Origin of the sequence: Huijunlia imazamoxiresistens, from assembly GCF_037132455.1 — a bacterium.
Lineage (GTDB): Bacteria > Bacteroidota > Bacteroidia > Chitinophagales > Chitinophagaceae > Flavisolibacter > Flavisolibacter imazamoxiresistens.
On the sequence record NZ_JBBBEI010000003.1, the window covers coordinates 1 to 11,792 of the forward strand.

General features: G+C 57.9%; 6 protein-coding genes. All 6 read right to left on the reverse strand.

All coding sequences use genetic code 11. The annotated features are described in order from the left end of the window. The coding region (locus tag V9K67_RS03960) for a hypothetical protein (protein ID WP_336720258.1) at positions 1-203 on the reverse strand (203 nt) is incomplete at its 3' end. 30 nt (positions 204-233) lie between these two features. Continuing rightward, positions 234-1,544, reverse strand: coding sequence for a family 16 glycosylhydrolase (locus tag V9K67_RS03965; RefSeq protein ID WP_336720259.1), 1,311 nt, complete (start codon positions 1,542-1,544; stop codon positions 234-236). Positions 1,545-1,653: 109 nt separating this feature from the next. Next, entirely contained in the window at positions 1,654-3,405 is a 1,752-nt protein-coding gene (locus tag V9K67_RS03970; protein WP_336720260.1) for a RagB/SusD family nutrient uptake outer membrane protein, read from the reverse strand. Positions 3,406-3,417: 12 nt separating this feature from the next. Then, positions 3,418-6,600: a SusC/RagA family TonB-linked outer membrane protein gene (locus V9K67_RS03975; RefSeq protein WP_336720261.1), complete on the reverse strand. Its 3,183-nt coding sequence runs from the start codon at positions 6,598-6,600 to the stop codon at positions 3,418-3,420. A gap of 144 nt (positions 6,601-6,744) precedes the next feature. Then, the gene (locus V9K67_RS03980) at positions 6,745-8,487 is read right to left on the reverse strand and encodes a RagB/SusD family nutrient uptake outer membrane protein (protein ID WP_336720262.1); all 1,743 of its coding nucleotides are present in this window, start codon (positions 8,485-8,487) and stop codon (positions 6,745-6,747) included. Between the two features lie 19 nt (positions 8,488-8,506). Beyond that, complete coding sequence (locus V9K67_RS03985) at positions 8,507-11,563, reverse strand: SusC/RagA family TonB-linked outer membrane protein (RefSeq protein WP_336720263.1); 3,057 nt, start codon at positions 11,561-11,563, stop codon at positions 8,507-8,509. Positions 11,564-11,792 lie beyond the last annotated feature (229 nt).

Consider the following 11,792-nt stretch of genomic DNA (forward strand, 5'->3'; position numbering starts at 1 on the left):
CAGTATTCGCGGGGAATGCGGGGGTAGTGCAGTTCGGCGGCACGGATGACGAAGGGCTTGCCGTTGAGGACAAATTCCTTGTTGCCGGCGGCAAAGGTACCTGTGCGGCTGCCGGAAACAATGTTGTCCGGTTGCGCCTGGGCGGTAGCTTCGTTTGCCAGCAAGCCGGTCCAAAGGCTGAAAAGTAGGAATGCTTTTTTCATAATCGAACGGATGTTCTTATAAAGAATAAATTAATACGGTTTACCAATCTTCACGGCGCCGAGGGGAGCGGGAACAAGGGGCGTTTTCTTTCCGGCGGGTGTAAAGCGGCCCTCGATTTTTTGCGCTACCCGCACATAGTCGACCACGTATTTCCGGGGGAAGGCGGTGCCCGAAGGATCGCCGCCGTTGTCGCCGCCCAGGGCGAAATTCAGCAGCATGTAGTGTTTCTGGCGGAAGGGAAAGCTTTCACTGCCGTCGCGGTTGTACAGGTTGCTTTGCGGCTGGTAGTTCAGCAACCGGTCGTCCAGGTAGATGGCGATGCCCAGGGAATCCCAGTCCATGCGCCAGGAATGGAACCTGTCGGCCCATTGGGGATCGCCCAAAGAGGCCACCGGTGTTTTTGTGCTGTACCAATGGGCATTGTAGGCGCGGCGGGTGCCTACGGCATAGTTGGCCAGCACGTCGCCTTTGTAAAATTCCATCATGTCGATCTCGCCATTGGAAGGCCACTGCCCCTTTACGCCCAGCGTCCACCAGGCGGGCCAGCAGCCGGCCTGGGTGTCGATCTTCGCCCGCAGCTCGAAGCGGCCGTACTGCCACTCCTGCCTGCCGGCAGTGTTCATGCTGGCGGCGGTGTAGTCGATAAACGCGCGGCTGCGGCGCCAGTCGCCGCTGCCGGGCACGTAGGCCGGGTTGGGGCGGCGTTCGCGGCGGGCTTCGATGGTCAGAACGCCGTCCTTGCAGGTAGCATTTTCGGGCTGGTACCATTGCAGCTCGTTGTTGCGGACAAAGCCTTTTTCAAACTTCCAGTTGGCGGTATTGACCGAGTCGCCGTCAAATTCGTCGGCCCATACGGGACGGTATTCCTGGTGGCCCAATGCCAGGGCGGTAAACGCACCATCGAGCACGCCGCCCGGGGCGGCGCCGGCGGCCACGTCATAGGCCAGCCAGAAATAGTTCACGCCTTCCGCCAGCTGCTGTGCGCCGGTTACGGTAAAGGCGCCCTTTGCTTTTTTTACCGAGCCAAAAGGCCGGGCGGGAGAAAAAGTAGCGTTGTTGCCGGTATAATAAACCGTGGCGCCGGTAATATCTTTAGCCCGGGTGGTTCCTTTCGTGTCCAGGCTTAGTGCGGTCACCGACAGGGGCGTTGCCGCACCGGCGGTGGTCACTTCCATCCGCAGCACGGGAATGCTGCGGCTGCCCGGAACGGCCACGGTATCGGCCTGGGTAGTGGCGGCGGACACACAGGCCATGGCTTGCGCCCGGCCCTCCCGGCTCCCCAGCAGCGATGCCAGGGCCAGTACCAAAGTCTTTGCAGTAAATAAGTTCGTCTTTCGCATGGTATGCTCGGGTGATAAAAAGTTCCCGGGAAGCAGTCCTCCCGGGAATTCTATGAAACGTGCAGCAATAGTTTTCTTCATTGCCTATTGCTCATTGCTTATTGCCTGTTTAATACCCCGGGTTCTGCACCATGGCCGGCATCCGGCGCACTTCCAGTTCCGGCAGCGGCATCAGGTAATGCTCGGGGCGGAAGTTGTGGCGGCGGATCGACGGCACTACCGTATACGTATAGGTGAAGTTGGGTGAGGTTCCGCCACGAACGATCCGCAGGCGGTCGTTAAAGCCGTTGTTCACCTGCATAGCGATCTTCCAGCGGCGGATGTCGTGGTAGCGGTGGTCCTCAAATGCCAGTTCGATGCGGCGCTCGTTGCGGATGAATTCCCGCATTTCCTCCTTGGTCATATTGGCTTTCATCCCGTACAGGCCGTCGGCTCCGGCCTCGATGCCGGCGCGTTCGCGGATCAGCTTAAGCTTCGGATAGGCCAGGGCGGTCTGGCCGGTTTCGTTGATGGCCTCGGCATAGTTCAGCAGGATCTCGGCGAAGCGGATCAGTCCCCATCCCCTGTCGGTATTGTTGCCGTTCTCGGTATTGGTCATCTTGCGGACAAAATAACCGGTGTTCTGGTTGGTCGCCACAAAGCCGTTCCCGTCCGATGCGCCCTCGTACGTCCATACCGGCTGTTTGGAGTTGGACCCGCTCCTCCAGATGGACATTCCGTTGTAGATAATGCTGTAGCCGAAGCGGGGATCGCGGTTGGCAAAGGGGTTGGCCGCGTTGTAGCCCGAAGCCGGGTCGGTGATGGCCTTGCCGTTACTCATGGGGAAAGCCACGGCCAGGTTGTGCGAGGGAAAAACATACTTGGAGCCCCCGAAGCCGCCGGGGAAATAAAACCCTTCCCAGTCGCGGTTGGCGGGGCGGTTATAGAAAAAGATGTACTCGGAATTCACGCGCTTCTGGAACAGGTCGTAGTAACCGTAACCCGGCGCGGTGGCATTATCCACGTTCAGGGAATAATAGCCGGTGTTGATCAGGTCCTCGGCCGCCTGGGCTGCGCGCTGCCAGCGGCTGACGGCGGAATCTCCATAGGTAGTGGTCTTCACCTGTTGTTCGGTGGCGCTTCCCACGTAGGGCTGGGTGGCATTGAACAGGGGGCTGGCGGCATACAGCAGCAGGCGTGCTTTCAGGGCCAGGGCGGCGCCGCGGGTGACGCGGCCGTGGTCCGCATCCTCGTAACCGCCGGGGGCCGGCAGTTCCGCCGCGGCGGCATCCAGTTCGCGCACCACGTAATCCACGCATTCGGCATAGGTATTCCGGGGTTTGTTCACCACATCGGTCAGGGAAAACACCTGGTCGTCCAGCAGCGGCACCCCACCGTAGGCGATCAGGAGGTTGTGGTAATACCAGGCACGCAGGAAGCGGGCCTCGGCCACCATGCGTTTTTTCTTGCCTTCGCTGAGGGGCGCCAGGGGCAGCTTGGCGATCAGCAGGTTCACCCGGCGGATGTTTTCGTAGGGCAGGTTCCAGAAATCGTTCAGGGCCGAGTTGCCGTTGACATAGCTCGAAGGCGACAGGCTGCCGTTGTAGATGATCACCGGTGTCTGGGTGGGACCCGACCAGGTGTATTCCGCATCGTCGGTCGACTGCTCGGTATTGCCGTGATCGTGCCAGCGCCATTTACGGAAACTGAAACCCACATCCTGGTACACCCGGGTCAGGAACTGCATGGTCCGCAGCGAGTCGGTGAATACATAGGTTTCGTTAATGGCCGTATCGGCTTTGTTATCGAGGAATCCCTGTTTTTTGCAGGAGGCCAGCAAAGCGCCGGCTGCCAGGGAACATATGAGGATTGATTTTTTCATACAGGAAGAATTTTAGAAGGTTACATTAAAACCGAGGTTATACACACGCTGGGGCGGGTAATTGCTCCGGGTGCTGCCCGAGTTGATCTCGGGGTCGAAATCATAGAGCTTGGAAAGGTTGGTCCACAGGGCCAGGTTGTTGCCATTGGCAAACACCCGGATGTCCTGCAACTTCACGCGGCTCACCAGCGATTTCGGCAGCGAGTAGCTCATTTCGGCGTTGCGCAGGCGGATGTAATCCGCCGAGATCAGCCAGAACGAGGAAGGATGCGAAGAGGGATTGCTCGTAAACATCGTGGCATTGGTCAGGATCGGGTAGCGGGCATCGTTGCCTCTTTCCGGGGTCCAGGCGTAGCGGTGTACATCCGTCAGGTTGGCGCCGAAGGCCTGGATGGCTTCCGCCGCACCGCGTACCGAAGAACCGCGCACGCCCTGGAACAGGACGCTGAAGCTCAGGCCTTTGAAGCGGCCGCCCAGGTTCAGTCCAAAGGTGGTGTTGGGCAGGTTGGGGTTGCCGATAATGGTGCGGTCGTCGGCATTGATCCTGCCGTCGCCGCTGATGTCGGCATACTTCAGGTCACCGGGGAAAACGGTGGCGTCGGATTTGGGACTTTTGGCAATGTCGTCGGCATCCTGGTAAAACTGGCCGGTCCATACATAACCCAGGATCTGGCCGATGCTGTTGCCGGTCAGCGCCTGGTAGGAAAAAGCCGGTGGCGGCTCGTCCTGGAACAGGATCTTGTTCTTGGCAAAAGAAAGGTTGCCCTTCACGAAGTAGGAAAAGTTCTTACCCAGGTCGTCGCGCCAGGCCAGTTCGGCCTCGTATCCTTTATTGGCCACTTTCCCCAGGTTCACCGGGGGAAGGGAGGCACCGAAAATGCGGGAAACGGAGGAGCTGGTGCTGTTGCGGTCTACGATGATATCCCAGCGGTAGTTGTTGAAATACTCAAAGGTACCGGACAGGCGGTTTTTGAACAGGCCGATCTCCAGGCCCAGGTCGGCTTTGCGTTCCTTTTCCCAGGAAATGTTGCGGTTACCCAGGCGGCCTTCGGTGATGGCATTGTTCACACCGCCCGAAGTAGGCGTGGTACCAAAGTTGGCGGCACCGCCGGTACCGTTATTCTGGTTGAATTCATACAGGTAATAGTAGGTAAAGTTGTTTCCCAGCTTGTCGTTCCCCACCACGCCCCAGGATCCGCGCAGTTTCAGGCGGTCGACAAAGTGGATGTTGTCCTTAAAGAAAGGCTCCTCGGATATGTTCCAGCCCGCAGAGGCGGCCGGGAAGAACCCATAACGCTTGTCGCCCACGAAGCGGTCGGACCCGTTGTAGCCGGCGTTGAACTGGAACAGGTATTTCTGCCGGTAGTCGTAGCCGATACGGGCCGAATAGCCGCGGGAGTTGTTGGGCACGAAGTTGTAAATGACGTTGTCGTTGCGGCGCAGGTCCGAGTTGGTGCGGGCCAGGAACAGGCCATACAGGTGGTGCACGCCAAAAGTACGGTCGTAGTTCAGGATCGCCTGCATATCCAGCACACGGACGGTGCTGCCGCCACCGTAACCGGTAAAGAAGCGGCGCACGCGGTACAGGTCGGGGGTACGGTTTTCATACGAGCTGTCCTTCGGATTAAAGATATAGGAAGGGAAATCTGCCACCTCGCGGGTTACGGTGCGGTTGTAGCCGTAGTTGGAATTATAGGCCACGCGACCGGTAAAGCTCAGGCCTTTGGTCAGGAAGGCCAGCTTCTGGTTGACATTGGCCACCACGCTCATATTGCTTTCGTAGTTGCGGCTGTAGCCCAGGTAGGTCAGGCGGCCTACCACGTTGTTGCGGTTGTAGGCCGACTCCATCTCGTCGCGCTGCCATTTGCTGTAGCCAAAGCTTCCATTGGGGTTATAAACCGGGTAGGCGAAGGGTGACAGCGTTTTGAAACTGGAAAAATCATAAAACAGGTCGCCATTGGGGGCTTCAATCCCGTTGGGGCTGCTGACACGGGGGGTATTCACCTCGCCCAGGTTGCCAAACAGGTCCAGGCGCAGGTCGGTGGTCGGCGTCACCTTCACGTCCAGGTTGGAGCGGTAGTTGTACCGCTTGTGGAAGTAGTTGCCTTTCACGTCCTGGTCTTCACTATAATTTTTCAGCATACCGTCCTGGTACAGGTAGCCCAGGGATACAAAGTACTTGACGCTTTCGGTACCGCCGGAAACGTCCAGGTTGCCTTTATGCTGCCGGGCAAACTTCTTGAACAGGACGCTTTTCCAGTCTACGTCGGGGTGACCGTAGGGATCCTGGCCGTTCTGGAACAGGGCCAGGTCCGTAGAGTCGAAACGGGGTTTAAAAGTGGAACCGGGACCCACGATGCCGCCGTTGCGCACGTAATCGTTGTACAGGGCTTCGTTGTAGAGCTTCGCCGTTTCGTACGAACCCAGGTATTTCGGCAGCTTGGTGGGTTGGTTCAGGCTGGACTGGGTGTTAAACGAAATCTTAGGCGCGCCCAGGCGGCCCCTGCGGGTAGTGACCACGATCACCCCGTTGGCGCCCTTGATGCCGTAAACGGCCGTGGTGGAAGCGTCTTTCAGAATGGTCAGGGATTCCACTTCGTTGGGGTCCATGCGCTGGAACTGGTCGTAGCCCACTTCAATATCGTCCACGATCAGCAGGGGCGTATTGGCGCCGGCGTTAAAGGAGCTTTGCCCGCGGATGAACAGGTTGGCGGCATCCGCACCGGGGCGGCCCGAAACCTGCTGCGAAAACAGGCCCGGCATGCGGCCCACCATGGCGTTCTGGATGGAGGCGGCGGGGTTCAGGCGGATCTCGTCGCCCGACACCACGCTGACCGCGCCGGTCATGGTAATTTTCTTTTGCCTGCCGTAAGCCACCACCACCACTTCTTCGTCGCTCTTCACCTCGGCGGACAGCAGTACGGCCACGGCACCGCTTTTGGCCACGTTGACCTCCTGCTGGCGGTAGCCCACGCTGTTGACAATAATGGAAGTGCCTTTCCCTTTCAGGGTCAGGGTGAACTTCCCGTCATTATTAGTAGCCGTTCCATTGGCATTCAGGCCTTTTTCCCAGACGGATACGCCGCCGAGGGGACCCGTACTATCGCTTACGATCCCTGTCACGATCTTGCCCTGGGCAATGGCGGCCACCGCCAGCACCTGCAACAGCAACAGGAACAGAATAAATTTTTTCATGTTGTATAAAGAATTATCAGCAGTTATGAATGAAATCAATCGTCGTTAGTGTCAATGGATATTGGTTCATTGGTTCATTGGGTATTCGGAGGCGACTGTTCACCTGTCCGGACCCAATATCCCAATTGCCCAATACCTCCTACCCTAGTGCCAGCCTTCGTTTTGAACCAGGTTGGGATTTTTCACGACCTCGGAATACGGGACCGGCATGTGGTACAGCTTGTTGTTCCAGGTAAGGGTGTTCACGGGCTCCTTCTGGTAGGTCAGCGCACCGGTGGCGGCATCCCTGGTGATCTTCATGCCGTGCACGGGGCCGGACAATACCTGGTCGGCGATCTTCCAGCGACGCACGTCCCAGAAGCGGTGTTCCTCGAATGCCAGCTCCAGGCGGCGCTCATTGCGGATCAGGTTACGCATTTCCTCTTTGGCAATGCCCCCCTTGATACCGTAGCGGTTGTTGGTTCCCGCTGCAATGCCGGCCCGTTTGCGGATGGCGATGATCTCGGTCACGGCCTCTTCGGTACGGTCCAGCTCGTTCAGCGCCTCGGCGTTGTTCAGTAAAACCTCGGCATAGCGGAACAGGATGAAGTTGTGGTTCTGGTTGGCATAGGTCGTGGCGGCGCTGGCGTCGTACAGGAATTTCTTTAGGTAGTAGCCGGTCTTGGTCCGCACCCGGGTGCCGGAGGTGGGCTTGTCCAGCCCGCCTTCAAAGGTTTCCACGGGGCGCTTCAGCCAGGTCACCCCGTTGTAGAATACAGCGGCCGCCAGGCGGGGATCGCGGTTGGCATAGGGGTTATTGGCGTTGTAGCCCGAGCCCGGTTCGGTGAGGGCCAGGCCGTTGCTCATGGGGAAGGCGTCCACGAATTCCTGGGTGGGACTGGTACGGCCTTCGTTATTGGTAATGGTTCCGAAAGCGCCGGTCGGGGCGTTCAGGCGCTCCAGGTCGGTATTCTGGGCCGACTGCCGGGCCAGGATGATTTCGTTGGCCGAAGCGCTAATCCGGCGGCTGAGGAACAGGGTATTGTAGTTGGCCTGGAGCGAGGCGCCGCTGGTCTGCAGGGCATACACGTTCAGGTCTTTCAGTTCCTTGCAGGCGTCCACCACCTTTTGCCAGCGGGCGGGATCGGCGGTCACGTAGCCGGTCAGGGCTTTTTTGGCGGGATCGGTCTCGATACCGCCACCGTTCATCAGGGGGCTGGCGGCATACAGCAGGGTGCGGGCCTTCAGGGCAAGGGCGGCGCCGCGGGGAATGCGGCCCCAGTTCTGGTCGGAGATCTGCTCTTTATACAGGTCGTTTTTGATGGCGTCGCATTCGCTTACGATGTAGTTCACGCATTCTTCATAGGTGTTGCGTTTGAACGACAGGTCGTCGGTGAAGTTGAAAACGCTGTCGCCCACCAGCGGCACGCCGCCGTAGCGTTTCACCAGTTCGAAATACAGCAGGGCGCGGATAAACCGGGCTTCTGCCGGCCAGGAGGTTTTGAAGCTGGCCATGCTGGCTTTCAGCGGCGCCTTCTGGTAGTTTTGAAGAAAAATATTCGCCTGGCGAATGCCGTAGTAGCTGTTGCCCCAGTAGGGATCGGGGTTGTTGAGCATGCTCACCAGCCCGTTGGTATAAAATTCAACGGCCGTATTGTTGCGCGAAGGAATCGCATCGCCGGAGGCGGCATCCAGGAAATCACCGTAGACCCGGTTGAAACCGTCGGGAATATAATTGTAGAGGTTGTTGAGGAAAAAAGCGGTTACGGTACCGGTGGAGTCGGTTGTATCCCACAGCAGGTCTTCGGTCAGGTAACCTTTCGGCTCCGCTTCGATCTTTTTGCAGGCAAAAAATGCCGAGCAGGAAAGACCAAGGATCAGCAATGAATGTATAGTAGTCTTTTTCATGTACGCTTTCTTATAAGTTTTACAGCTTGATGTTGAGGCCGATGTTCGTCAGTCGTTGAATGGGATAGGCGCCGTTGTACACTTCCGGATCGATGTCTTTCAGCGAATTGAACGTCAGCAGGTTGGTGCCGGTCACAAATACGCGGGCTCCCTTGAGCTTTACCAGGCTGGTGATGCGGGAAGGCAGGGTATACCCCAGCACCACGTTCTTCAGGCGCAGGAAGTTGCCCGAACGGTACCAGTAAGAGGAGTTCGCGTGGTTGTTGGCATTGTACCCCAGGTTCAGACGGGGGTAATCGGCGGTAGCTGCGGTGGCAGGGGTCCAGCGGTTCAGGTTGTGCGCATAGGCCTGGCCAAAACCGTTGCCGAATTGCTGGAAGGGCAGGTAGCCGATACCCGTCAGGTAAATCTGGCGGTTCTGTACCCCGTGCAGCAGGGCGCTGAAGTCAAAGCCTTTGAAGTTGAAGCCCAGGTCCACCCCATAAGTGATCACCGGCTTCTGGTTGCCGATGGGCGCCTGGTCGAACTGGTTGATCACGCCGTCCTTATTCAGGTCCTGGTACTTAATGTCGCCGGCCTGCGGGGTATAGCCTTCAATGGTGGGGCTGGACGTGGCTTCGGCATCGGTCTGGAACAGGCCCTGGGCGACATAGCCAAAATCCTGCCCTACCCGCTTCCCGGTTCGTTTCATCCAGTCATATTGGCGGAAAACCTCGTCGGCAAACAGCAATTCCGAGTTGACGATACCGGCGTTGCCGCTGATGAAGTATTCAAAGCCGCCCAGCTTGTTGTTGTACCCCAGCTGCAGGTCCATGCCCTGGAAACGGGAAGAACCGAGGTTTTCCAGCGGGTAGTTGGCACCCAGCATGGCATTGCTGCGGCCGCGCTGCATCAGCAGGTCGTAAAACTTATTGCGGTAGTATTCGGCAGTAAAGAACAGCTTGCTGGCAAAGAGCGAACCCGTCACACCCAGGTTCAGCTTTTGGGCCTGCTCGAAGGTCCGGTTGGGGTTCACCAGGTCGCCCTGCATAATAGCGGTTTGGGTAGAACCGCTGCCGGTACCAAAGCGGGGGGAAACGGCATCGGGGTAGCGCTGGATGTAATCGTAATCCCAGGGAGCACCCGAGCCGGTTTTACCGAACGAGCCGAACAGCTTCAGGTTGTCGATCCACTGCTGGTCCTGGAGAAAAGCTTCCTGGTGCAGGTTCCAGGCCAGGCCCACGGCAGGGAAAAAGCCCAGCCGGGTAGCCGCTTTTTCGGGGTACCGGTTGGTACCGTTCAGGCCCCAGGAGGCTTCCGCCACGTATTTTCCTTTATAGTTATACGCCACACGGCCCGAGGTACCGGTATAGGTCAGCGGCAGGTCGGAACCGGTTACGTAATTATCCCGGTTGCCCAGTACAATCGCGTCCACGCCATGATGGCCAAAGGTACGGTTGTAGCCCAGCGCCAATTCGAGGTAGTTGGAACGGCCCTGGAATTCCACATAGTTGGTGTTACTCTGGGTGCCGTTGGTGCCGAATTGCTTGTAGGAAACCGCACCGGTGGACGGATCGACCACGCGCTGGAACACGGCCACGGTTTTGTTGCGGACGATATTTTCCGATATGTTGGAAAAATAGGAAGCGGTAGCTTTTACCCACAGACCCTTGGTAAGCTCGTCCAGGGTGCGTTTCAGGTACACGTCGGTCAGCATGTCGCGCTTGTAGTTCTGGGTATAGCCCATTCCGGTGGCGGTAGCCCAGATGTTGTTGGTGTAGATGTCGGTACCGCCGTAGCTGCCGTCGGGGTTAAACACCGGGTAGGCGTTGTTGGGCGTCTGCAGCAGCGAATTCAGGATGGTATTGGTGGCAAAGTTGCCGGGACCATCGCCGTGCAGGATCCGGCCCAGCAGGTAGATGCCCGAGCTGAGCTTGGAATTAATGTTGATATCTACGTTGGAGCGGATCACGTAGCTTTTGAAATTGTTGTTGGTATTGTACGTGTTGGTATCCACGGTCTTGAAAATACCGGTCTGGTTGAAGTGCTCCAGCGCTACGTAATAACGGGCCGTATTGTTGCCGCCCCGGGCATCCAGGGTGTACCGGTCAAAGCGCGAGGAATTGCGCAGCACCTGTTTGCGCCAGTCCACATCGGGGTGGCCATAAGGATCGCTGCCGTTTTGGTACAGGTCCAGGTCGGATGGGGAATAGGGGGCTGCGAGGCCGTCATTCTGGGCCGCCTCGTTGTACAGGCGGGCATAGTCATAGGCATTCAATGCTTTCGGCGCCTTCATGGGCTGCTGCAGCGCCGACTGGGCGGTAAAGGAAATTTGCTGTTTGGCCTTTATCCCTTTTTTGGTGGTGATGGCCAGGGCGCCGTTGGAACCTCTTACGCCCAGCATGGCCGTAGCCAGGGCATCTTTTAATAAGGTCACGGATTCTATTTCGGCCAGGTCAAATATAGTGATGTCGCGGGGGATGCCATCCACCAGCACCAGGGGGCTGCCTGCGCCCCGCAGGGTCAGGTTTACGTCGTCGGATCCGGGACGGCCGGAAACTTGGTTGGTATACAACCCGGCCAGGCGGCCCGGCAGGGTCGCCCTTACCGAAGTCACCGGCATTTTCTGGATATCCGTGTTGTAGACCGCCTGGGTGGAAGCGGCGGTCAGCGCGGGCTGGGCCTGGAGGTTATGCAGGAGTTGCACTTCCTGGGAGGCCTTCCAGGCCAAGTTGGTGTTACGCAACCGGATTTGCGGGGCCTTATCGTCGGTCAGCTGCAGCCGGCTCACCAGGATGTTGTGGTAGCGGACCAGCAACGGATCGCCTTTGCCGCCCTTCAGGGAAAACACGCCTTTATCGTCGGTGGTCACGGCCGGGCCAGCGCCTACGCTTACCTGGGCGCCCACGACCGGGAAGCCGCTTTCATTCAGCACGACACCGGTATAGGTATCGGTGCTATCCTGGAAAAAAGGAGCCGCTTTACCGGATACAGGCCGGTCGGTGCGCTCCCCGGCATGCAGGGCCGTGACGGATGTCAATAATCCTGCTGAAAGCGAGCAGTACAGCAGCAGGTTTTTTGGGAAATACCTCTTCATATAGTATATGGCAGTTTGATAGATAAATGGTTCGGACAATCACCGGCTACCGGGAGCCGGCCGGCACTTTGCTTCCACAGGAAAAAGCACCCGGAGGGAAAAGACAAACGGAGGGAGAAGCCCGGGGGGCTGCAAGCTGATTCATCATAACATACAAGCAATGGGTTCGCAAATAACATTTCAAAGGAAACCGAAAACACTTAAAGTCGCCGAAACGGTTCTTATTCCC

What these genes read in the sequence shown, in the direction of transcription:
- V9K67_RS03965 (WP_336720259.1), bottom strand. Translation starts at nt 1,544, where the DNA reads ATGCGAAAGACGAACTTATTTACTGCAAAGACTTTGGTACTGGCCCTG.
- V9K67_RS03970 (WP_336720260.1), bottom strand. Translation starts at nt 3,405, where the DNA reads ATGAAAAAATCAATCCTCATATGTTCCCTGGCAGCCGGCGCTTTGCTG.
- V9K67_RS03975 (WP_336720261.1), bottom strand. Translation starts at nt 6,600, where the DNA reads ATGAAAAAATTTATTCTGTTCCTGTTGCTGTTGCAGGTGCTGGCGGTG.
- V9K67_RS03980 (WP_336720262.1), bottom strand. Translation starts at nt 8,487, where the DNA reads ATGAAAAAGACTACTATACATTCATTGCTGATCCTTGGTCTTTCCTGC.
- V9K67_RS03985 (WP_336720263.1), bottom strand. Translation starts at nt 11,563, where the DNA reads ATGAAGAGGTATTTCCCAAAAAACCTGCTGCTGTACTGCTCGCTTTCA.